The following is a 21896-nucleotide window of genomic DNA, read 5'->3' as shown; positions in this document are numbered from 1 at the left end:
CTGCCCTATGACGGGCCGGCGGACCGCTGGTTCGATGCAAGATGGCTTACGGGGGGTGGCGAAGTTGCCAGAAATCACCGTGACCAATGAAGGCCGGGCTCGTATCGATCTGGCGCCCTCTTCGCAGCTTCGGCGTGGTCTATGCGTTCAATGAACCGATGGGGCGTGGGACAGGGTCATACAGATATTGATCCGGTCCCAACATCTGTCGCTGGTTCAACTCGGCTGTATCGAGCAGATCATAGTCAACTTTCTCGATTGTGCAGTTCCAACCCGCGCTCTTCCTATGATGTCCCAAAAGACGTTCACGAGCAGAGTAACCGTGATAATCGAAGGCGATGACGCCATCCGTCACGTAGATGTGGTTCCCCAGAAACCTTCATAAGGAATGATCTTTTCTCCATAAAATCCTTCAAGAGAGACGTGCTCAAGGAAGGCACATCGATGCCGTTGGGGCTGGTACACTCCTTCAAAACCGGTGCGCGCTATGCCAAGTCGAATGGTAATTGCCGCAGCGACTTGCCGGTCAACCGCGCAACCGCATTGGCGAAGGCAGGAGCAAGCGGCGGCAGGCCGGGTTCGCCCATACCGGTTGGCGCATCAGCGCTCGGCACAATGTGGACATCGAACGCCGGCACATCCGTGATGCGCGCCACCGTATAGTCGCTGAAGTTGCTCTGCTCGACAACGCCGTCCTTGAGCGTGATGGCCGAACCTGCCAGGCACATCGACAGGCCCATGACAGCTGCGCCCTGCACTTGGGCTTCTATCGTTCGGGGGTTTACGGCGAGATTGCAGTGCACGCCGGAGGTAACACGGTGCAATTTCGGCTGGCCGTCCGTGACAGATGCTTCCACCACGTACGCAACTACGGAATCGAAGGACTCGTGAACTGCCACGCCCCATCCTCTGCCCTCAGGCAGCACGGTCTTTCCATACCCACTCTTATCCACAGCCAGCTGTAATGCGTCTCGATGGCGCGGATGGTTGTCTCCAAAAAGCTGCATGCGGTAGGCGACGGGGTCTTGGTTCGTTGCGCGGGCGATATCGTCAAGCAGGGTTTCCATTACGAAAGCGGTGTGTGTGGAGCCGACGCTGCGCCACCACAAGACTGGAACGTTGATCTTGGGATGATGGACTGTCAGCCGCATAGGCAACCCATAGGGCTCGCGCATGCCTTCCGTCGCCGTGCTGTCAACACCGTCTTTCACCTGGAATTCGCCGAACACAGTGCCCGTGGTGATGGATTGGCCCACAATAACGTGATCCCATGCCAACACCTTGCCGCTTTCATCAAAGCCGATGCGGGCGTGATGAAGGTGCATGGGGCGGTAGTACCCGCCCCGGATATCGTCCTCGCGGCTCCACAGCGTACGTATCGGCGCAGTCAAGCCCGCGGCACGCGCCGCTTTGGCGACCTGGCAGGCCTCCACCACTGTGTCGCTCGTACTTGAGAAACGACGGCCAAAGCCGCCGCCCGCCATTTGAACGTTCAGTTTGACCTGCTCTGGTTTCAGACCCAAAGCATTCGCCGCAGCACCTGCGTCGAGGCCGGCACACTGACTGCCGACCCAGATCTCGGCGCTCTCAACTGTCAGGGATACCGTACAGTTCAAGGGCTCCATCGCCGCATGGGCGAGGTACGGGAAAATGAACTCGGCTTCGAGTTGCTGGGGTGCAGTCGCAAGCGGCGCCACGTCGGCGTCGAACTTAAGCGGGCCGGGGCTCGTGGCCAGTTCCCGATACTGGGCAAGCTGCCTTTCACTATCGACCTTTTCCACCGCCGATGTGTTCCATTCCAACGTCAGGGCGTCTCGGCCCCGAGTGGCCTGCCAATATCCGTCGGCGATCACGGCCACCCCTTCGGCACCGCCATCCAGCGGCACCCGAAGGACCGCCTTCACGCCCTTTATTGCCCGTGCCGCGCTTTCGTCCAACGACGCTATCTTGCCGCCAAACACTGGTGGGCGGGCAACGACGGCTGTCAATTGTCCTGGGAGTTTGAAGTCGATACCGAAGGCCTGCTGTCCACTGCTTTTCGCTTTTGCATCGAGCCGCTGGGTGGGTTGGCCGATGATGCGGAAGTCTTTCGGATCCTTCAGCGCTATCGTCTGAGGCACGGGAAAGGCCACGGCCGCCTCGGCGAGCTCGCCGTAGCCAAGCTTGCGCCCACCGGTGCCCAGAACCATGCCGGCCTCCGTGCGCAGAGTGGAAACGTCGACATTCCAGCGCTCTGCGGCGGCACCCAGCAGCATGGCCCGCACTCTCGCGCCGAGTTCACGATATTGCGTAAAGCTGTTCTTGATCGTATGGGAACCGCCAGTTAGGTGAATACCAAAGAGGGGGTCTGCATAGGCCATATCGTTGGTGCCGAGCTGACTGCGTACCAGGCTCCAGTCCGCGTCGAGTTCCTCGGCAAGGATCATGGGCAATGCCGTGTGGACACCCTGGCCGAACTCCAGCCGATTGATAGTAACCGTAACCTCACCGTTGGGCGCGATGTGTACAAAAGCGGAGGGCTGTTCGGTTGGCTTGAGGTTGCTGGTTGCGGCGGACGCACCGCTCGATTGTGCGCCGGCGAGGTGGGGAAACACGCCGACTGCCAGCCCGAAGCCTCCGGCCATTTTGAGAAAGCTGCGGCGCGGCAGCGCCTGAGCTGCCGTGGAACGACCCCTCTCCAGCATGTGCTGCAGCGCGCGTGGCAATTCGCTATAATCGATATTGGGCAACATAGGACGTCTCCTTCAGACGAGAGTACCGGCGGCATCGGCAATGGCAGCGCGGATGCGGGCGTAGGTCCCGCAGCGACAGATATTGCCTTCCATTGCAGTGTCGATTTCAGCCGGGGTTGGCTGAGTGCCTTTAGGAAGCGAGGCAAGGAAGGCTGTTGCGCTCATGATCTGGCCGCTTTGACAATAGCCGCATTGCGCCACGTCGTGCTTGATCCATGCAGCATGCACAGCGGCGCCGACACGGTCGGTGCCATCCGTCACTTTTTCGATCGTGGTAATTTTCAAGCCCTCGGCGGCAGAGATGGGCGTGCTGCACGAGCGGGTGGCCTCACCGTCCAGATGCACGGTGCAAGCGCCACAAAGTGCTGCGCCGCAGCCGAACTTAGTGCCGGTCATGCCCAGCGTGTCGCGCAGGACCCATAAGATCGGCGTTTCAGGGTCGGCGTCGACCTCGTGATCGCGGCCGTTGATATTAAGTGTGGTCATGGTAGGTCGGTTCTCCTAAATTGCTCCACACGAATGCGCCAAAGCACAGCGCCTCGGACGAATGGCTCCTGCAGCTTGCGAGGATAGCGCGCCTGGTAGAGCGCGATTAGATCGGCTGATCTGCATGCCCTTAGAAAGGTGATTTCTGAATGCGTATCGAAAAACGAGCCATCGCATTGCCGCAGCGACAAGTCTGCCGCCAAGCTTGATGTTCGTTCCATTTAGTGACGAGCCATACCCACCTACTGCGCCAATGATTTCAGGTATGCGATAATGTTTTGCCGATCTTCCGGCTTGGTCACACTCACCGTCATGGTGGTTTTCGCAACAACATTTCGGGGAGCCGCGAGAAACCGGTCCAGTGTTGCCTCGTCCCATACCAATCCGGAGGACTTCATGGCAGCCGAATAGCGAAAGGCCTCAACGGTGCCGGCGGGACGCCCGACAACTCCCCGGAGGCCGGGACCGGCTTTTCCCTGGTCGGTAGTTGTATGACAGGCAGAACAGCGTTGAAACGCCTTTTGCCCCAAGGCAACGTCTCCCTCCGCAAGGCCAGGAGCTATCGTTGAGAGAAGAACAGGGCCACAGGCGGCGATATAAGTCAGGATTTTCGGCATGAGTGTTTTTTCCCGAGATGGTACGCTGCAAATGCAACTGAGGACGATTGTGGTTGCATAGTGCTGGTGTTGGCGACTTGCGCTTCAAAAGCGTTCCGCGGTGGGCGAAGTAGCCTACGCGTGAGTTTAGAATGAGCCATCTGTCGAATTCGACAGTTCCACATGGGCGCGAAGTTCTTCGAGCCTTGTTTCGAGAGCTGGAGTAAATGCCGCAAGAGCGTCGCTACCAGCTACGAACTGCTGAGGCGGATTTTCCATCCCGGCGATCTTCACAAGGACGTCGGCGAGTTTCGCTGGATCGCCCTGCTGTTGGCCATCATAGCTTGACCACATATCTTTCGCAGTTCCTTCCGCGGCAGTCGTCAATGTTACTGTTTCCATATTTGGCATTTTGTGCGTCAAGAAAGTCGGTCCGAAAGAAACCCGGCGCGACTGCCGTGAGCTTAATGCCGAACTGTCCGACTTCTTGAGACACCGATTGAGATAGTCCCTCGACAGCAAACTTGGCAGCGCTATAGGCACTGCAGTGCTTGAAGCCCATGACTCCGGCAAGCGAACTGATGTTGATGATCCGGCCCGAGCGCTGTTTACGCATAACCGGAAGGACCGCGCGCATAGCGTAAATGACACCGTACAAATTGGTCGAGATAAGCCCGTCGATTTCGGCGGTGGTCAATTCTTCGAAGTTTCCGAGCAGGCTGTAGCCCGCATTGTTGAGCAGAACGTCGATGCGACCGAACGTCTTCACGGCCTCTTCAGCAGCGGCCTTAGCCTGGTCTTCATTGGCAACGTCCAATTGAACAAAGGCGACACCCTCGCTTGCCACATCGCGCAGAGCGTTATGGACCTTATCGAGATTTCGACCAGTCGCGACGACTTTATCGCCAGCCTTCAAGGCCGCTCTTGCTGTTGCTGCGCCGATGCCGCTACCCGCGCCTGTGATGAACCATACCTTACTCATAATGCATCCTTGCTGTGGAGTGTTGGGAATGTAACCGCTTACGCAGCGGTGATTAAACGGTATTATCTGCATGGACTTAGAAATGGTGTTTATGAATGCATGGAGACAAAGCGGGCCAACTCGAAACTTCGAAGTGTCTTTGCAAATTTCACCTCCACCGCGAGGGGAGGGTTGAGACCTTGGCGGAACTTGGCAAGACGCCAGTGGGGTAGGTACTCAGACTGTTTGGTCAACAAGCCCCATTTGCATTGCATTCATGCGCCCACCGCGCACTGTCAACGCCGAGATAGCAGTTCGCAGCTCTACGAGGTCTTCAGGCGTCAGCTCGACGCGGAGTGCCCCCAGGTTCTCATTCAGATGGTCGATGTTGCGTGTGCCGGGGATTGGAACGATGAATGGCTTCTGCGCCAGCAACCACGCCAGGGCAATCTGGGAAGGAGTTGCACCCTTCTTTTCGCCGAACTGCTTAAGCAACTCAACGAACGGCATATTGGCTGCAACGTTTTCGGGGCTGAAGCGATCGAAGGTCGTTCGAAGATCGGTCTTCGGGGCCAGTTTTGTGTTGGCATCGATCTTCCCGGTCAGGTATCCCATTCCAACGGGCCCCCACGGCACGAAACCGATGCCGAGTTCCTCGCAGGCGGCAAGAACGCCGTTCGTTTCTGGGCCTCTTTCCATAATGGAGTATTCGGTCTGGACTGCCGCAACGGGTTGAACGGCATGTGCTCGCCGAATTGTCCGCGCGCTTGGTTCCGAAAGACCGAAATGCAAGACCTTGCCTTCCTGGATGAGGTCTTTGACCGCTCCGGCAACATCTTCGATCGGCACGTTGGGATCGACGCGGTGCTGGTAGAAGAGGTCGATGCGATCGGTCTTCAATCGCTTGAGAGAAGCCTCGGCCACCTGCTTGATCCGTTCCGGGCGGCTATTCAGGCCAATAGTGCCATCGATCGCGAAGCCGAACTTGGTCGCGATTTTGACCTGGTCGCGGATGGGTGCCAATGCTTCCCCAACAAGCTCTTCGCTTGTGTATGGACCATACACTTCCGCGGTGTCGAAGAAGGTGACGCCCTTTTCGTGGGCCGCGCGAATGGTGCTAACGCCTTGATTCTTGTCGGCTGGAGGTCCGTAATTCGCGCTGATGCTCATGCATCCAGCACCGACTTCCGAAACCGCCAGCGTACCGAGCTTCCGAGTTTTCATCTGGCTTTCTCCTCTCTGGAGCATGCTGCTACTGCCCTGTATCTGATCCGATGATGCAGACCAAACTGACGAAGCGACGGGCAGCATTGCTCCGGCGAGAGCGGTCTTGATCAATAATTCACGGCGACCAATGCCCAACCGACTTTCACGACTCGAACCAGCCACTTGCTTATCGTTGTCCATGTCTTGCCTCCTGAAATTCTGACAGCACGCGGTCATTGCATCTGAGGAGGAATACGCCGCACAACATCACCGTTGCGCCCATACCATCAGGATCATGTCGCCGAAACGGCGGTGTTAACGCCCGTCCTCAACGACAAGATAAGGAGCGCAGCAAAATGCGATTAGGTGGCATTATTTGCATGGGGTTAGAAATGGCATTGATAAATGCCAAGGCTCAATGGAGTGTAGGCAATTGACTGTACTGCAACGCCGGTGACCGGTAGGCGAAATGGGATACCAATTGGTCGCGACTAGCCCCTATAGCGGAGGGCTTCAACGAGCAGTGAGAAAGCCGGGGTGTGCTGTCGCCTGCTTGGATAGTAAAGGTGATACCCCGGGTAAGGCGGACACCAGTCTTCCAGCACGCGGAGCAGGCGTCCCGCGGCAATATGGGCTGAGACCTGGCTCTCGAACACATAGACGAGCCCTATCCCGTCGAGAGCGGCGTTTTCCAACATCTCATTGTCGTTGAGGACGAGCGAACCGCTCACGCGCGCCTCCAGTTCAACACCCTCACGCTCGAATTCCCAGGCGTAAAGTCCACCTCCCTTGATCTGCCGGTAACCGACGCAATTGTGGTCGTTAAGGTCGCGTGGGGTTTTCGGTGGCTTGCGATTGGCAAAGTAGGAGGGCGAACCCACAACGGCCATCCGGACATCGGGGCCCACCCGTACCGATATCATGTCCTTTTCGACCTGCTCTCCCAAGCGTATCCCGGCGTCAAACCGGCCCGCGACGATATCGGTGAGCCCTTCGTCGACACTGACTTCGACAGTAATATCGGGATATTCAGGCAGGAGCTTCAGTAATATTGGCCACAGCACCACCCTGGCAGCATGTCGGAACGTCGTGATCCTGATCGTACCTGCGGGCTTGTCACGAAGAGCGGCTAGCGCGGCAATTTCATTGTCAATGTGATCGAAAGCTGGGCGTAGGCTATGAAACAGCCTTTCGCCCGCCTCCGTCATCGACAGGCTGCGTGTTGTCCGCGAGATGAGGCGCACATCAAGCCGTTGCTCAAGCATCCTGACAGCGTAGCTGAGGGCGGACTGGGAGAGGCCGAGTTTCGCGGCAGCGCGCGTGAAGCTGCCTTCTTCGGCCACGGCGATAAATGCCGCCAGCTCGCTAAAATCGCCTTTTCTCATTTATCAATCCCATTTCTAACTGCATGCGAATTATAGCGGGTAATCAGTGTACTTGTCCACTATTTGATCCCCAGCGCCACATGCCGTGGTGTCGACAGGACAGATAGAGATGAGCAAGACATACCCCAAACTTTTCGAAACCTACGCCTTCGCCAAGGGGATCGCACTTCGCAATCGGGTTGTCATGGCCCCCATGACGACTTGGTCGGGCAATGACGATGGAACGGTCTCGGACGAAGAAGTTGCCTACTATCGCCGCAGGGCAAACGGTGCAGGTCTCATGCTGACCGGCTGCACCCATGTCATGCCTGATGGAATTGGCTTTACGGGCGAATTTGCGTCTTATGACGACAGCTTCACGCCGAGCCTCCGCCGTCTCGCCGAAGCCGCCAGGAGCGGCGGTGCGCCCGCGATCCTGCAGATTTTCCACGCTGGCAACAAGGCATCAGCGCGAGTTCTCTCAAGGCTGCGCCGGGACCGTTCAACACCGGCGACATTGTCGCCCGAGCCCTCGGCCATGATGAAATTCTCGACGTAATCGCTGCGTTTGGTCAGGCGACGCGCCGCGCCATCGATGCAGGTTTCGATGGTATCGAGTTGCACGGGGCGCACGGCTTTCTGATCCAGAACTTCTTCTCGCCGTTGTTCAATCAGCGCGGTGATGAGTGGGGTGGCTCGCTCGAGAACCGCATGCGCTTCCCGCTTGCCGTCGTCGGTGAGGTCAAGCGCATCATAGAGCTGCATACGGAACTGCCATTCCTGCTGGGCTACCGGATTTCGCCGGAGGAGTCGGGCGAAGGCGGTCTTCGGATAAACGACACTTATGAACTCCTCGACCATCTCACGGATGGTGGGGTGGACTACATTCACGTGTCACTTTCGAGTGTGCTCGACGCCAAGCCGATTGAGGACACCAGCGGCCAGGCTATCGCAGAACTCATCGTCAAGCGCGTGGGAGGCCGAGTCCCCGTCATCGCCGCAGGGCGGATCAGAAAGCCCGAACAGGCCGAGACCGCCCTCGAACTCGGCCTGTCCCTCGTGGCCGTCGGTCAGGGGCTTGTGATGAACCCGGAATGGGTCGATCTCGCCGAGAGTGAAAAGGTCGATGAAATCGACACAGCACTTGACCCCAGCGAGGTTTCCAAGATTGTCCTTCCGGACAAACTCTGGAAGGTTATTCATGCCACGACGGGTTGGTTCGAAATACGGACGTAAATATTGGAAGGGAGGGCGGATCGGGTGCAAGACATCGCGCGTTGGCTGGCGAATGATGCACCGCACGACAGTGTCAGGGAATTGTTTATCGCCTTCTGTCAGGAGGTCGTCCGCTCTGGCATTCCGGTCGGGCGAGCCTCTCTCGGCCTCGAGGTGCTGCATCCTGAGTTGAGCGGATGGCAACATATCTGGACGAGTGAGGGCCACTCGGTCCGTGCGTCCGACCGGGCCACGGCGTCGACGTCGGAAACCTACCTCAATAGCCCGACCCGCATCGTTGATGAGACGGGCAGGCCATTTCGCCGGTTGCTTGATGCACGGAATCCTGACTTGCCGCTCCTGGATGAGTTACGTCGCGAGAGCATGACCGATTACGTCATGTACCCGTTGTCCTTCCTGGATCAGACCAGGACCGCCGTGATTTCGTTTGCCACACGACAGACCGCAGGTTTTGATGGCGTATCTCTCGAGAGGCTCGAACTCGCGGCGAGGCTTCTCAGTCCTTACTTGGAGCGGCATGTCTTGCAGCGTATTGCCGTTGATTTGCTCGATACTTATGTCGGCCACAATACGGGGCAATTGATCATCGAGGGGCGTGTGGACCGTGGTTCCGTCGAACGGATCGAGGCGGCGATCTGGTTTGCTGATCTGCGGGGCTTCACGCTTCTCTCCGAGCAGTCGCCGATCCCCGAAGTGCTCGCCCTTCTAAACGCGTGGTTCGGCACCATCGGTGAGATCGTTGAGACGCATGGCGGGGAGATACTCAAATTCATGGGCGATTCTGTGTTGGCGATATTTCCCACGTCGGCCGACCAGGATCGCGCGACAGCCCGCAGGAAAGCTATGGCCGCCGCACAGGAGTTTTTTCGCCGAAATGATGCCGAGAATGATCGCAGAATATCTCCTGGCCTGCCGCCTGTCGTGCATGGTCTGGCCCTGCATGTCGGCGAAGTGGCCTATGGCAATGTCGGCGCGTCCCGCCGGTTGGATTTCACTGTCATCGGCCCAGCCGTGAATCAGGCCAGCCGGCTCCTGTATTTGGACGCTTCGATGTCGAATCGCTTCGCGCCGGGGAATGGATCGTTGAACCCGGACTGATCTATTTTATGGAGAATACGGCCAAGGCGGCCTGAACGCATGTTGCGCGCCGCAATCAGCGAAGACAACCGCAGGTGACCCTGTTGCATTTCTCATTTCGCCGGGCCGCTTTCCCGAATTGTCCGGTCGAGTTGTTATCTGAACGCGAATCTGCCTGAAAGGGTATTTGCCGGATGTCCTATGCTCCTGAAGTCGGGCCCCATTGCCCCAACTGCCACGCGTCATACCTCGCGCGAAAACCTTTCCCTGCACCTGACGCCAACGAAAATGTGCAGTGTCCTCTCTGCGATCATATAGCCCACCAAAGCGAATGGGTGGACACAGAGATTCCACGGACCATCAAACGCTCGCCTTCCCCTTGAATTTGGTAGGTTTCCCACGGGAGACAAGATGCCGATTATGGCTTCATGGTGATGACCGCTTTGCACCAAAAGCGGTCAATAGCATTCGTAAACTCCAGATTGGCATTTGCCGCGGTTACTTCGATGATACGGACCATCCGCCATCGACCAGCAAATTTAGTCCCGTGATGAGGGAGGCTGCCGGCGATGCTAGAAATACGACAGCACCCACGACATCGTTCGTTTCACCGATCCGACCCATGGGAATATGTCCAAGTGTTCTGTCATAAAAGTCTTTATCAGCCAGTGCGGGCCTCGTTCCGTCGGTCCATACGAATGTCGGCGCGACAGTGTTGACCGTGATACCGTGCGGCGCCCATTCAGCTGCGAGACAACGCATCAGGTGATTTATGGCGGCCTTGCTCATACAATAGATTGCCTCGCCGCGAAGCGTCACCGTACCAGCTTGGGAGCTTATGCTGATGATGCGGCCTGCCTTTTGCGCGATCATCTGCCGGGCAACGGTCTGGGTCATTAGGAAGGTGCCCTTGATGTTCACCTGGAGAATCTCGTCCACATCTGCCTCAGCAACACGCTCTGCAAGATCACCGGGTGCTACGCCGACGTTGTTCACAAGGACATCAATCCGTCCGAAGCTCTCAATCGCCTTGGCGACGGACGTCTCTATGTGATCTCGTTGTGAAATATCCAGCCGGACGGGAAGGACTTTCCTTCCCATGCCTTCTATTTCCTCAATCAGTTCCTTGGACGCAGCAACGTTGCGCAATCCGAGAACAATATCGGAGCCTGCAGCAGCGCACGCGAGGGCGCATGCTCTGCCTATCCCGCGAGATGCGCCGGTCACCAAAGTCGCTTTTCCTGCAAGGCCAAAATCCGGGGCATGTTTAAGCTGATTTGCCATGATACTCCTCCGGAGTGATAAATTCACATCCCACCAAGCGATAAGATAGCTGGCACGTCTAGTAAAGTTCCAGCTCTAGTGCTGCAATCCCATCCGAAGCTCCGTCCTTATCTCCCGATCGACCGACTGGAGCCTTGTGAAGATGCTATAGCGGATTTCGTGGACCCTCATGAGTGTGCCTTGGGCGGGCTCGAAGACTCGCGAGATCCTTGACATGGCAGTCATCGCATCGGCCAAGTTCGCGCGATGACCAGAAGCCACCGCGGCCAGCATGGCCGAGCCGAGCAGAACAGGTTCAGGGTTGTCAATTACCGCCACCCGGACACCTGTAGCGTCGGCCAACAACTGCCGGACGAGGTCGCTTTGCGCCGCGCCGCCGCTTGCCATGATGAGGTCGATCGGAATTCCATCTTCGCCCAATTTGACGAGAAGCTGTTTGAGCCCGTAGCAGATTCCGCAGAGCCCGGCGATGTACAAAGCGATGAGGTCGGGTATTCCCGCATCGAGGCTCAAACCTGCTATGACTGCGCGTGCATCCGGATCGGCGTTTGGCGATCTGTTGCCAAGAAATTCCGGAACGACGTGGATCCGATGTGCCAGAGCCATAACATCCTCTTGTTTGCTGCACATTTTGGACGCCTCTGCGTCAAGCCAACCGACAAGCGATGTCCCGGCCGCTTCGGCAAGCTCGGTGGCCGATGCCGAAGCCGGATGCATTGTCACCAGATGGTCGATCGCAGCACCGGCGGCCGATTGTCCGCCTTCGTTGAGCCAAAGACCCGGGATCATGGCGGAAAAGTATGGCCCCCATACGCCATCTACGAAAACGGGCTCTTGGCTGGAAGCCATGGAACAAGCCGAGGTGCCGAATACGTAGGCAAGGCGGCGACCGATGTCCGAGGTCACCCCCTCTCCGGCCGCTCCCAAAGTCCCGAGGCCGCCGGCATGCGCATCGATCAGAGATGCGGCGACGGCGGTTCCCGGATGCAATCCCAGCTCCGCAGCGGCTGTTTCAGTCAAACCGGAAGCAAGCCGTGTACCCGGCTGCGCGATCTCGGTCCCAATTCTGGCGAAACGCTCCGCAACCAGTTCCTCCAAACCGATTTTGTTGAAGTAGTCCGGGTCCCAGCGATTTTCGTGGGCGAGATAAGTCCATTTGCACGTGACGGTGCAGGTGGAGCGCGTCAACGAGCCGGTTGCCCGCCATGTCAGATAATCGGCGAGATCGAAAAAGTGCCCGGCGGCGGCAAAGGAGTCCGGCAGATTGCGCTTCAACCACAAAAGTTTCGGCGTCTCCATTTCGGGTGAAATGCGACCCCCTACGTACCTCAGGACTTCGTGCCCGCCGGCGTTGATCTCTTCTGCTTCGCCAGCGGCGCGGTGGTCCATCCAGACAATGATGTTTCGATTCGGATCGCCTGAACTTCCGACCGCAACCGGGGCGCCATCGGCTGCGACAGCCACGAGCGAACATGTGGCGTCGAATCCCATACCGCGGATGTCGGCCGTGTCGACGCCGGAAGCTGCCACTGCCTCCCTCACGCTTGAGGACACTGCACCCCAGATATCTTCGCACGATTGCTCGACGACGTCGCCTGCCTCTTGCCAGATGTTGATCGGGCGCTTCGCCGCGGCAAGCAGATTGCCGTTCTCGTCAAAGACTCCCGCGCGAGCGCTGCCCGTTCCGACGTCGACACCGATGAAGTGAGCGGCCATCTTCACAAGTCCGAACTGAAGGGCAGAATGACCAAATCGCGGATGGTGACGTTGCGCGGTCTGGACAACATGAAAAGCACTGCCTCCGCCACTTCGCTTGCTTCCATCAACCCTCCCGCCGCGATCGCGTCGTCGAGCTTCTCCTTGGGCCAGTCGCTTATCAAAGCGGTAATTACCGGGCCTGGCGCTACTGCACCCACCCGGATGCCGTGCTTTGCCACCTGGCGTCGAACCGTATGGACGAATGCTTGCACCGCATATTTTGATGCTGTGTAGATCGGTTCCCCTACCACCGGAACCAGACCGGCGATGGAGCTGGTCATGATGATATCGCCGGTTTTGCGCTCGACCATGTGAGGCAGCACGGCTTGGACCGATCGGAATGCAGCGTTGATATTAAGGTTGAGCATTCGGTCCCAGGCATCCGGGTCTCCATCCACGACTTCCCCGCCCACATAAGAGCCGGCATTGGCATGGAAGATATCGAGATGTCCGAACTTCTCCAGGATACGCGGCAGCATTGTCGAAACTTCGTCCGGCTTTGTCAGGTCGACGACCACGGGATAGGCTTGTGGCCCCAAGTCTGAACATAATTTGTTCAAGGCGTCCTCTGCCCTGTCAACGAGGGCGACACGGACCCCTTCGCGCAGCAAATATTTGGCACATTCGAGGCCGATTCCAGAGGCTGCCCCGGTAATGGCTGCGACCTTTCCTGACAGTTCCTGTTTCATAGCAAACCTTACTTGTTAGAACGTTGCATCAAGCGCGACCGTGGGAAACTCTCGACCGGCGCGCCAAAGAGTCGACGATGACTGCGATTGCAAGGACACCGCCCGTGATCATGTACCGAAGAGACGATGACAGATCGAGAAGCGTCAGGCCGTTGGCGATCGACTGGATCACGATGATGCCGAGCAGCGCTGAGTAGGCGTTGCCCCGTCCGCCGAACAAACTGGTTCCACCGATGACAGCCGCTGCTATCGCATTAAGATTGACGTCGCCGGTACCGGCTTGCTGGCTTGCAGACGCCAGGCGGGACGCCGAAAGCACGCCGCCGAGTGCCGCCAACATCGAACAGAGCACGAAGGCGCTGGCGTAGATGCGCCGGACGTTAATGCCGGCACGGCGAGCGGCCTCGCGGTTTCCGCCTACCGCTGTCATTGAGCGGCCCCACTGGGTGCGCGTCAACGCATAGTTCATCAACATCACCAGTCCCACGAAAAGACCGAACATCCAGGGAATACCGCGGTCCTGGTTGAGATAGAGGACGATGATCTCCAGCACCAATGTTGTGGCAACGGCGCGAAGGACAATGCTGCCTAAGGACGGTGCGGATAGATTGGCTTCGCGGCGGCGAGAAATCGTGCGAATGCCCGTCGCGAGCATCACCACGCCAGGGACCGCAGCGAGGACATGGGCCAAAAGGCGGGGCATCACCAACATCTGCCCGAAATTAACCATGGCTGACCCATACGGGAGGTTGATCGAGCCGGTGGAGCCGAGGATATAAAGCTGCATCCCCAAGACCGCCAGCAAACCGGAAAGCGTCGCGACGAAGCTTGGCATGCCTAGGCGATTGTACAAAAGCGCATAAAGCGACCCGATGAGGCCCCCCACGGCAACGGCGGCGAGGATGGCCAAGGCAACCGGCCAACCTTGGTTGACCCATAGCGTGCCGACAATGGCCGAGGCAAAGCCGCTGATCGATCCTACGGACAGATCGATCTCACCCACCATAAGCACGCACACGATACCGAGCGCGATGACGCCGACTGTCGAGCAGTCGAACAACAGATTGACGAGGTTGTTGCTCGACAGAAATATCGGATTGAGGCTTGCAAATACGGTCCATATCAATGCCAGTCCGACCACGACTGGAAGCGAACCGAGGTCACCGGACCGCACGCGGTCGATAAAGGCGCGGACGGCACCGCCAATACCCGCTTCGTGCTTCAGGCGCTCGTCGCTACGATCCAACATCGTGGCTGGGAGCGCATTGTCTTTGACGTTGCCCGTCATGGCTGTCCCCCTTCAGAAAGCTGCTGCTCGGCGTGTCGCCGCTCTTCCCTCCGCGTGACGGAGTTGTCGACTGCGCCGGTGATTGCACCGACCAGTTCTTGGTTCGTCGCATCAGGATAGAAGACACCATTGTTACGGCCGAGCCTCAGGACGACGATCCGGTCGGCAACGGCACGGACGTCTTCCATGTTGTGGCTGATCATGATGACGCCGAGGCCGCGATCGCGTACTCTTTCGATCAGGTTCAGTACTTCGGCGGTCTGCGCTACGCCCAGGGCCGCGGTTGGTTCGTCAAGAAGAATAAGTTTGGGTTCGAGCAGTAGCGACCTGGCGATTGCAACGGTTTGGCGCTGCCCCCCGGAAAGCGACGCGATAGGAATGCGGACGCTCGGGATTCGCGCGGAAAGTTCGTTCAGAAGCGTCCAGGACCTGACTTCCATCGCCGTTTCGTCAAGCTGCATCGGCTTAAGCTCGCGTCCCAGAAAAATGTTGGCCACGACGTCCAGGTTCTCGCACAGCGCCAGGTCCTGAAACACCGTGGCGATGCCAAGGTTGAGCGCTGCGCTCGGGTCGGTCATCGTAACGGGCTGGCCGCGGAAGGTGATCGTTCCAGCTGTCGGTTGATGCACGCCCGCAAGCGTCTTTACCAAGGTTGATTTCCCGGCGCCGTTGTCGCCGACGAGGGCAACGACCTCGCCCGCATGGACATCGAGATCAATGTCGGTGAGAGCCGAAACAGCGCCAAAACTCTTGGAGATGCCCCGCAGGCTAAGCACCATTTCGCCCGCAGGCGCTTTTCGGTCAACGGTTTCGGTCATTCGCGGCATGCCTTTCCGATAGGGCTGGACAAGGGAAATTCCGGCCGCGCACACCGCGGCCGGAACTTCCGCTTCATCAGTTATCCACCAATGCCCAATTTTTTGCATCCATCGGCATAGCGATCGACGCAAAGCTGTTCAGCTTTCATGATGTTCTTGTCGATGATCTCTGCCTTCAGGTTCTCCGCCGTAACGACGGCGGGAATGAACAGCTGAGACGGGGTGTCGTACAAAGTGACGTCAGCCTTTGGCGTCTCGCCTGCCAGCAATTTCACTGCAGCGTTGGCTGCTGCAGCCGCGACGATCTCGCTGGGCTTGGAGATTGTATTGTACTGGTCCCCCGAGATGATCAGCTGGAGCGCTGCAATCGTCGCGTCGTTGCCCGTCACCGGCGGAACCGGATCCACACCGGCTGCCTTCAAAGCTGCGATCGCCCCACCGCCGGTTCCGTCGTTCGCCGCGACAATCCCCACGATTTTCTTTCCGAAGCGTGTGACTTGCCCGCTCGTCCATTGCTGCGCCTTTGGCGGTGCCCATTCCGGCGTGTCGTATTCAGCCAGGATTTTATAGCCGCTGTTGTCCAGACCGGCATGAATACCCTTTTTGATCAGTCCCGCCGCAGCGTCGGTAGGGGAGCCGTTGATCTGCAGTACGCCACCGTCTGCAGCAGCCACCCCCTTTGCCTTCAGATGCTCGATCAGTGAATCGGCGATCGCCTTGCCGATGGCTTCATTGTTGAACGAAACGTAGAAGTCGGCCTTTGCGTCCGGAATGGGCCGGTCGTAAGCAATGACCTTGATGCCTTGCGCTTGGGCCTGCTTGACCAGCGATGCAGCCGCCGTGGAGTCGACGGGATCGAGCACAATGACCTTCGCGCCTTGCGAGACGACGGAGTTAAATTGCTGCTGCTGACGTGAAGCGTCCGCATCGGCGTTCTGGTAGAGTACCTTGCAGTCAGCGCATAGCTTTTTCATTTCTGCAATAAACCCAGGAGCGTCGTGCTCCTCATATCTAGTCGACGCTTGGTCCGGCATGAGAAAAGCCACTGTAGCGCCGGACTGGGCAAATGCCGATGCACTGCCGAGAAGACCGGCGACAAGCGCTGCGGCTCGGGTCATTTTAATTGCGATTTTCGTCATAGAGTTTCTCCCTTATCGTTTGATGCGTTCCCGCTTCCATTCTAAAGCATGTTGAATCTGGCCATGGGCGATGACTTGCCGTTTGCCATCCAGAAAATTGGCAAAGCGATCCCTCCGGCGCGCAGCTGCGCTCCGCACTTCTCGCTGATTTTGGTCCTCCCTTTCCTCCTCTTATGCGGCCTCCACCGCTCTGACGTTCTGTGCCAATAATGTTTTGAAGCGCGAAGGAGCCATCCCCTTTTGCGCCAGGAAATGGCGATTGAAGTTGGAAATATTGTTGAAGCCAGCCGCGAAACAGATGTCGGTAATGGTCATCGCGGGCTCGCTCATCAGCAGATGGCACGCGAAATTAATGCGCAGCCGATTGACGTACTGGACGAGCGCCATACCTGTGTGGCGGCGAAAACTGCGCGAAAAAGCGCTGGCGCTTTGTCCCGTCAGGCCAGCGAGATCCCTCTCGCTGAAGGGCTCGGTCAAGTGGCTGTTGATGTACAAAAGAGCCTGGTTGACGCCAGCCGACATGAATCCAGACGGATCGGGCATGTATCGCGAGCTTGCCAGCGAACGCGTTCCTGCTGCGGAACTCATCGCATTCAACACCCCGATAAAGAGTTCGATGCGCCGCAAGCCTTTGGCTGCTACTAGTTCCTTCAGCATTGGTCCGGCTACGCCCGCGGTCGCTGCAGAAAACAGCGCTCCGCGCCGACTGAGTTCCAACATAGGCAGGCACGCCGCCAGTTCGGGAAATACGTTGGTGGCGTCAGTTATGAACGCTTCGTTGAATTGCACCACCCTGCCCCGCAAGGGTATGCAGGTGCCAGCAGGAATGTTGCTCACCCAGTTATGCGGCAAATTGGGGCCAGTGAGAACCAGGTTGCCTGGTTCGAACTCACCGATGAAGTCGCCCACGAAATATCGCCCGTTTGTCGCGACGACGTGATGTATTTCGTATTCTGGATGAAAGTGCCAGCGTACGGTGTGGAAGGGATAGCCGTGCTCCCAGGCCTTGAACGACTCGCCACGACCGATCTGGACTACTTCCAAATCTGGATTCACTTGAATCTCCTCCCTGCGCCTCTCAAACTTGCGGTCCTAACAGGACGCCTCCTCCCAGAAGCATTTTTCACAAGCGCGGTTGAAACCTAGCCGTCCTATAGCCCGAAGGCTACTACGGTAGCGCCACGTCACTGATACTTTTTTGACATTTTACTTCGAAAGAAGCGCCGTTTCGCACATGCGAACAGGAAGACGACTGTTCAATTGCCATTACAAGGCAACCACCGAAGCGCCCACGGCAATAGTGCCGATGTTGACATTTTTGGCCCGGCGATTCATCAAAGGTTTATGAAATCGCAGGAACTATTGCTCGCCTCTGAGCTCACCTCAGGTTTTCCAAAAATCCGTTCGATCCTTGCGAACAGATTTGCGGGCACGAAACTCATGATCGTGCCCACTGCGGCTTACGGCGAAGGATGGAAGCCGGATTACGAGGGCCACTACCGCCCATTTGAAGAAATCGGCTTCGAAGTTATTGACTATGATCTCGTTGGCAAGACGGCGGATGAGGTGAAGGCCGCTCTCGGGAAGGTCAGTGCCGTTTACATGAGTGGAGGTAACACTTTCTACCTCCTCGACCAAATGCGTAAAAGCGGCTTCTTTGATCACGTGCGCGAACGGATCAGAGAAGGACTGGTCTATATCGGCTCGAGCGCCGGCTCGATTGTCGTGACACCGGACATCGGTTACGCGGACGCCCTGGATGACCGATCAAAGGCAGAGCAAAGCAACGATATTGGTCTCAACCTGGTGAGTTTTTCGATCCTGCCGCACATGGATCATGCCAGCTTCAGCGCTTTGGTTCAGAAAACCTACAACGCGTTTGAAGGCAACGGGACGATGTGCCTAGGCCTCAACGATGATCAGGTCATCCACGTTGTGGGCGATTCATTCAAGGTGATTTGAGGCTAGCTAAACTTTCTCACAAAAACGAAATACCGCTTTGCGCCAACGCATCAGTCACAACTGGGAAGCCCTAACGCTCGTTGACTTAGAAGCTGTTGCGCTCGTGATAGGTACGCAGGAACGACTGAATACGCGCGTCCTCGGGACGATGCAGGATGCGATCGGGGCTGTCCACGCTGACCAGTTCGCCTTTTTCCATGAAGCCCACCTGATCCGCAACATGGGCAGCGAAACCCATTTCATGCGTTACAACCACCATCGTCATCCCCTCGCCAGCCAACGTCCTCATGACGCTCAGCACCTCGCCCACAAGTTCCGGGTCAAGCGCGGATGTCGGCTCATCGAAAAGCATCAGCTTGGGTTCCATGGCGATTGCGCGGGCAATTGCAACGCGCTGTTGCTGACCGCCGGAAAGCCGCGATGGATGGCTTGCGCTCTTGTCTGCCAGCCCAACCTTGGCCAGCGCCTCGCTGGCACGCCGATCCGCATCTGCTTTCGATATTCGGCGCACGCGGATCAACCCCTCAGCCACATTCTCCCTAGCGGTCATGTGCGGCCAGAGGTTGAACTGCTGGAACACCATGCCGATCGATCGGCGCATCTCGCGGAGCCTGCGGCCCGACATCTTCTTGTTGGGTGCATCATAGCCGATAAGCTGACCGTCAATGCGGACTTCGCCGGAATCATACTCTTCGAGGAAATTTATGCAGCGAAGAAGGGTCGACTTTCCCGAACCCGAAGGGCCAATGAGACAGGTGACCTTGCCCGGCGGTATCGATAGTTCGATGTCTTTCAACGCTTGAAACTTGCCGTAGTACTTGTTGACCTTGCGCATTTCGACTGATGACGCAGCAAGCATCTTATGTCCTTTCGATCAGATGTTTCGTGATGCGCGCTTCCAATCTGAGTCCGACGCGCGAGATCGTCTCGACCAGGCCCCAGAAGAACAAAGCCAGCACCAGGTTTGCCTCCACGTAGCGGAAGGTTTCGGCGGACATGCGCTGCACCTGATACAGCAGTTCGGGAACGGTTATAATCGACAGAATGACCGTTTCCTTGGTGAGGATAATCGAGAAGTTTACCAGCGCTGGCAGAGCAGAGACCAGGCCCAGAGGCAATAGGATTCGTCGCACAATATCCGATTCGGACATGCCGATCGCACGGGCCGCCTCGATCTGGCCATCGGGTACGGCGCGGAAGCCCGAACGAAATATCTCCGCGAAGTAGGGACTGCCATAGATCGTCAGACCCAGCAGGCCTGCGGGCAACGCGTCAAGGCGCAGGCCGACGAGTGGGCCGCCATAGTAGAGCACGAACAACTGGACGAGGAAGGGCGTGCCGCGGATCACTTCGATATAGGCCTGGACGATCCATGTCACCCAGCGTGGCGCATAGCGTTGAATGAGCGCAATGACGAGGCCAAGCGCCATGCCGAAGACCGTGCCAAGCGCCCAGCACAGGATGGTATTGCCAAAGCCCTTCAACAGCGAGGGGCCGTATTGCTGCAGAACGCTCCATTCCATCAGACGGCCGTCCTGTGTTCGAGATAACGTCCCAGCGCCGCCAGGCACAAATTGATCAGCAGATAGATGCAGGCCGCCGCTATATAGACTTCAAGCGGACGGAAGGTGGTGGCGGCCTGCGCTTGGCTGGCGCGAGTGATTTCGAGAATGCCGACGACCGAAACCAATGAAGACGCCTTCACAAGCAGGATGAGTTCATTGATCAACGCCGGCAGCGAAAGCGTCACGGCTTGTGGGAGGATAACCCGGGTCCATACGTCAACGGGCGTCATGCCGATGGCGACCGCGGCCTCCGCTTGTCCTTTCGGTAACGCCGCGATCGCGCCGCGCCAGATTTCGGAGATATAAGCGCTGGCGCAGATTCCCACGGTTACCACGGCGGCGACCATTGCTGGCACGTCCAGGCCGATAACCGGCAAGGCATAGTAGAACACCAGCAATTGCACCAAGAGTGGCACGCCGCGCAAGAAACTGACCCAAATGGCCGCAAAACGGCGCAGTGGCGGGTACGGCGACAGGCGAGCGGCACAAATCAGCGTGCCAATCACAACACCCAACCCGATGCCCAGAACCGAGATCAGCAATGTATATCGCGCTGCCCAGAACAACGGCCCGAAGCTTTGAAAGAATACCGCTAGGGAAAACATCCACCCTCACTATGCCCAGGCATGCGGGCGGAGCCACCTCCGCCCATACGCAAGTTATTTAGTCGGAACTTCGCGGGGCAATTCGGTATAGGTGCCGAGCCATTTTTCCTGAATGGCCTTGACGCGACCGTCGTCGGTCATCTTGAGCATCGCAGCGTTGATGGCCTTGTTGAAGCTTTCGCTGTCTGCATCCTTGCGCAGCACCCAAGCGAAATATTTCGGTTCACCGAACTGGGCTGGCGAGAAGAGGGCAAAGCTCTCGGGGCGACTCTTCACGAGAGCCGTGAGGTTCGGGAGCGAGCCCGCAACTGCATCCAGACGGCCGGTGGCGAGATCGGCGTAAGCTTCGTCCGTGGTGCCGTACTCCTTGATCGTCACACCGCCGAGTTTCTTGCCAAAGGCCTCGAGCTGCTGGAATTGCGCGGTGCCCTGCTGGACGCCCACGGTTTTGCCCTTGATGTCTTCGGGTTTGGTAAGTTCGGTGTTGCTTGCGCCCTTGAGCAGCGAGACCGTTGCGTCAGCGATGGGCAAGGTAAAGGCATAGCGCTCGAGCCGCTCCGGCGTGATGGTGACCGGCGCGATCACTATGTCGAACTTCTTGACCTCAAGACCCGGCAGCTCGGCCGTCCAGGGGATATCCTGATACACCGGTTCGGCACCGATCTCCTTGGAAACCTGGTCGAACAAATCCTTGGTCATGCCCTCATAGGTGCCATTATTCAACACGTCGAAGGGCGCATAGTGCATGTCGGTGGCAGTGACAATCTTGCCGGCCGCCTTGATGTCCGCAAGCTGGTCGGCCTCGGCGGCGCTGGCAAGACAAAGTGCGGCTAAGCCGAGAAGCGTGCCTTTGACGGTCATGTGAATGCTCATTGCAGTTGCTCCTTTTTGAACCAACGGGATGGATACGGCCAACACGCATTGCGTCGCCGTATTCTAGATCAGAGAGTACCGGACCGATGTACATGTTTTGCGCGCAATCAGCTGCTTCCACCTTCGCGCTGGCGTCAGCTGACCCATCACGTCCATCGCCCCGTCACTCCACAGCGACAAGGGCACCGCCCCTTCATATTCTGCTTCGCCGCGCAAGACTGCAATGCCTGAACGCTACGAGAAGTCCTTGTTTCCGC

General features: G+C 57.8%; 20 protein-coding genes and 2 pseudogenes. 3 read left to right on the top strand and 19 right to left on the bottom strand.

Features of this window, described 5'->3' with window-relative positions:
- Positions 1–74: 74 nt before the first annotated feature.
- From FHS21_RS30965 to FHS21_RS25655, 8 genes and pseudogenes are all read right to left on the bottom strand, one after another.
- A pseudogene (locus FHS21_RS30965) lies at positions 75–435 on the bottom strand (hypothetical protein); the annotation flags it as partial.
- Positions 436–485: 50 nt separating this feature from the next.
- Entirely contained in the window at positions 486–2732 is a 2247-nt protein-coding gene (locus FHS21_RS25680) for a xanthine dehydrogenase family protein molybdopterin-binding subunit (RefSeq protein ID WP_183664806.1), read from the bottom strand.
- Between the two features lie 12 nt (positions 2733–2744).
- A complete protein-coding gene (locus tag FHS21_RS25675; protein WP_183664804.1) occupies positions 2745–3218 on the bottom strand; it encodes a (2Fe-2S)-binding protein in 474 nt (157 codons plus the stop codon).
- 242 nt (positions 3219–3460) lie between these two features.
- Positions 3461–3835, bottom strand: a complete 375-nt coding sequence (locus tag FHS21_RS25670) for a c-type cytochrome (RefSeq protein WP_183664802.1) — start codon at positions 3833–3835, stop codon at positions 3461–3463.
- Between the two features lie 126 nt (positions 3836–3961).
- On the bottom strand, positions 3962–4168 hold the full coding sequence (locus FHS21_RS30960; protein ID WP_246411203.1) for a Rossmann-fold NAD(P)-binding domain-containing protein: 207 nt from the start codon (positions 4166–4168) through the stop codon (positions 3962–3964).
- Complete coding sequence (locus FHS21_RS25665; protein WP_246411202.1) at positions 4152–4796, bottom strand: SDR family oxidoreductase; 645 nt, start codon at positions 4794–4796, stop codon at positions 4152–4154. The genes FHS21_RS30960 and FHS21_RS25665 overlap by 17 nt, the downstream gene beginning before the upstream one ends.
- Before the next feature lie 216 nt (positions 4797–5012).
- Entirely contained in the window at positions 5013–5999 is a 987-nt protein-coding gene (locus tag FHS21_RS25660; RefSeq protein WP_210283626.1) for an aldo/keto reductase, read from the bottom strand.
- A 473-nt stretch (positions 6000–6472) separates the two neighbouring features.
- A complete protein-coding gene (locus tag FHS21_RS25655) occupies positions 6473–7366 on the bottom strand; it encodes a LysR family transcriptional regulator (protein ID WP_183664798.1) in 894 nt (297 codons plus the stop codon).
- 109 nt (positions 7367–7475) lie between these two features.
- Between FHS21_RS25655 and FHS21_RS25650 the strand changes: the two are divergent.
- Both FHS21_RS25650 and FHS21_RS25645 read left to right on the top strand, forming a co-directional pair.
- Positions 7476–8581: pseudogene (locus tag FHS21_RS25650) on the top strand (NADH-dependent flavin oxidoreductase).
- Between the two features lie 24 nt (positions 8582–8605).
- Positions 8606–9679, top strand: coding sequence for an adenylate/guanylate cyclase domain-containing protein (locus FHS21_RS25645; RefSeq protein ID WP_183664796.1), 1074 nt, complete (start codon positions 8606–8608; stop codon positions 9677–9679).
- Positions 9680–10156: 477 nt separating this feature from the next.
- Here the strand turns inward: FHS21_RS25645 and FHS21_RS25640 are convergent, their stop codons facing one another.
- From FHS21_RS25640 to FHS21_RS25610, 7 genes are all read right to left on the bottom strand, one after another.
- A complete protein-coding gene (locus tag FHS21_RS25640; protein ID WP_183664794.1) occupies positions 10157–10942 on the bottom strand; it encodes an SDR family NAD(P)-dependent oxidoreductase in 786 nt (261 codons plus the stop codon).
- A 75-nt stretch (positions 10943–11017) separates the two neighbouring features.
- Positions 11018–12658 (bottom strand): FGGY-family carbohydrate kinase, encoded by a 1641-nt coding sequence (locus FHS21_RS25635; protein WP_183664792.1) that lies wholly within the window; start codon positions 12656–12658, stop codon positions 11018–11020.
- Between the two features lie 2 nt (positions 12659–12660).
- Positions 12661–13389: an SDR family oxidoreductase gene (locus FHS21_RS25630; protein WP_183664790.1), complete on the bottom strand. Its 729-nt coding sequence runs from the start codon at positions 13387–13389 to the stop codon at positions 12661–12663.
- A 28-nt stretch (positions 13390–13417) separates the two neighbouring features.
- Complete coding sequence (locus FHS21_RS25625; RefSeq protein WP_183664787.1) at positions 13418–14677, bottom strand: sugar ABC transporter permease; 1260 nt, start codon at positions 14675–14677, stop codon at positions 13418–13420.
- Positions 14674–15495 (bottom strand): ATP-binding cassette domain-containing protein, encoded by an 822-nt coding sequence (locus FHS21_RS25620; protein ID WP_183664785.1) that lies wholly within the window; start codon positions 15493–15495, stop codon positions 14674–14676. Before FHS21_RS25620 ends, FHS21_RS25625 begins: the two co-directional genes overlap by 4 nt.
- An 80-nt stretch (positions 15496–15575) precedes the next feature.
- On the bottom strand, positions 15576–16634 hold the full coding sequence (locus FHS21_RS25615; protein ID WP_183664784.1) for an ABC transporter substrate-binding protein: 1059 nt from the start codon (positions 16632–16634) through the stop codon (positions 15576–15578).
- Positions 16635–16805: 171 nt separating this feature from the next.
- Entirely contained in the window at positions 16806–17690 is an 885-nt protein-coding gene (locus FHS21_RS25610) for an AraC family transcriptional regulator (RefSeq protein ID WP_112525708.1), read from the bottom strand.
- Between the two features lie 204 nt (positions 17691–17894).
- On the opposite strand from FHS21_RS25610, the gene FHS21_RS25605 reads away from it, so the two are divergent.
- Complete coding sequence (locus FHS21_RS25605) at positions 17895–18596, top strand: Type 1 glutamine amidotransferase-like domain-containing protein (protein WP_158482275.1); 702 nt, start codon at positions 17895–17897, stop codon at positions 18594–18596.
- Between the two features lie 85 nt (positions 18597–18681).
- Here the strand turns inward: FHS21_RS25605 and FHS21_RS25600 are convergent, their stop codons facing one another.
- Genes FHS21_RS25600 through FHS21_RS25585 form a run of 4 tightly spaced genes read right to left on the bottom strand, consistent with a single transcriptional unit; the run spans position 18682 to position 21639 of the window.
- Complete coding sequence (locus tag FHS21_RS25600; RefSeq protein ID WP_112525712.1) at positions 18682–19455, bottom strand: amino acid ABC transporter ATP-binding protein; 774 nt, start codon at positions 19453–19455, stop codon at positions 18682–18684.
- A gap of 1 nt (position 19456) precedes the next feature.
- Positions 19457–20119 (bottom strand): amino acid ABC transporter permease, encoded by a 663-nt coding sequence (locus FHS21_RS25595; protein WP_112525714.1) that lies wholly within the window; start codon positions 20117–20119, stop codon positions 19457–19459.
- Positions 20119–20766 carry an amino acid ABC transporter permease gene (locus FHS21_RS25590; protein ID WP_100001856.1) on the bottom strand — a complete coding sequence of 216 codons (648 nt, stop codon included), beginning with the start codon at positions 20764–20766 and terminating at the stop codon, positions 20119–20121. The genes FHS21_RS25595 and FHS21_RS25590 overlap by 1 nt, the downstream gene beginning before the upstream one ends.
- A gap of 54 nt (positions 20767–20820) precedes the next feature.
- Positions 20821–21639, bottom strand: coding sequence for a transporter substrate-binding domain-containing protein (locus tag FHS21_RS25585; protein ID WP_112525718.1), 819 nt, complete (start codon positions 21637–21639; stop codon positions 20821–20823).
- Positions 21640–21896 lie beyond the last annotated feature (257 nt).

The organism is Phyllobacterium trifolii (genome assembly GCF_014192095.1).
GTDB classification, from domain to species: domain Bacteria; phylum Pseudomonadota; class Alphaproteobacteria; order Rhizobiales; family Rhizobiaceae; genus Phyllobacterium; species Phyllobacterium trifolii.
This window is presented reverse-complemented; position numbering and strand designations above follow the sequence as displayed.

Bases quoted from the DNA above. Each gene is read 5' to 3' on its own strand.
- FHS21_RS25680 (WP_183664806.1), bottom strand. From the start codon at position 2,732: ATGTTGCCCAATATCGATTATAGCGAATTGCCACGCGCGCTGCAGCAC.
- FHS21_RS25670 (WP_183664802.1), bottom strand. From the start codon at position 3,835: ATGCCGAAAATCCTGACTTATATCGCCGCCTGTGGCCCTGTTCTTCTC.
- FHS21_RS25630 (WP_183664790.1), bottom strand. From the start codon at position 13,389: ATGAAACAGGAACTGTCAGGAAAGGTCGCAGCCATTACCGGGGCAGCC.
- FHS21_RS25585 (WP_112525718.1), bottom strand. From the start codon at position 21,639: ATGAGCATTCACATGACCGTCAAAGGCACGCTTCTCGGCTTAGCCGCA.
- FHS21_RS25620 (WP_183664785.1), bottom strand. From the start codon at position 15,495: ATGACCGAAACCGTTGACCGAAAAGCGCCTGCGGGCGAAATGGTGCTT.
- FHS21_RS25675 (WP_183664804.1), bottom strand. From the start codon at position 3,218: ATGACCACACTTAATATCAACGGCCGCGATCACGAGGTCGACGCCGAC.
- FHS21_RS25665 (WP_246411202.1), bottom strand. From the start codon at position 4,796: ATGAGTAAGGTATGGTTCATCACAGGCGCGGGTAGCGGCATCGGCGCA.
- FHS21_RS25655 (WP_183664798.1), bottom strand. From the start codon at position 7,366: ATGAGAAAAGGCGATTTTAGCGAGCTGGCGGCATTTATCGCCGTGGCC.
- FHS21_RS25590 (WP_100001856.1), bottom strand. From the start codon at position 20,766: ATGTTTTCCCTAGCGGTATTCTTTCAAAGCTTCGGGCCGTTGTTCTGG.
- FHS21_RS25635 (WP_183664792.1), bottom strand. From the start codon at position 12,658: ATGGCCGCTCACTTCATCGGTGTCGACGTCGGAACGGGCAGCGCTCGC.
- FHS21_RS30960 (WP_246411203.1), bottom strand. From the start codon at position 4,168: ATGTGGTCAAGCTATGATGGCCAACAGCAGGGCGATCCAGCGAAACTC.
- FHS21_RS25625 (WP_183664787.1), bottom strand. From the start codon at position 14,677: ATGACGGGCAACGTCAAAGACAATGCGCTCCCAGCCACGATGTTGGAT.
- FHS21_RS25595 (WP_112525714.1), bottom strand. From the start codon at position 20,119: ATGGAATGGAGCGTTCTGCAGCAATACGGCCCCTCGCTGTTGAAGGGC.
- FHS21_RS25660 (WP_210283626.1), bottom strand. From the start codon at position 5,999: ATGAAAACTCGGAAGCTCGGTACGCTGGCGGTTTCGGAAGTCGGTGCT.
- FHS21_RS25600 (WP_112525712.1), bottom strand. From the start codon at position 19,455: ATGCTTGCTGCGTCATCAGTCGAAATGCGCAAGGTCAACAAGTACTAC.
- FHS21_RS25615 (WP_183664784.1), bottom strand. From the start codon at position 16,634: ATGACGAAAATCGCAATTAAAATGACCCGAGCCGCAGCGCTTGTCGCC.
- FHS21_RS25640 (WP_183664794.1), bottom strand. From the start codon at position 10,942: ATGGCAAATCAGCTTAAACATGCCCCGGATTTTGGCCTTGCAGGAAAA.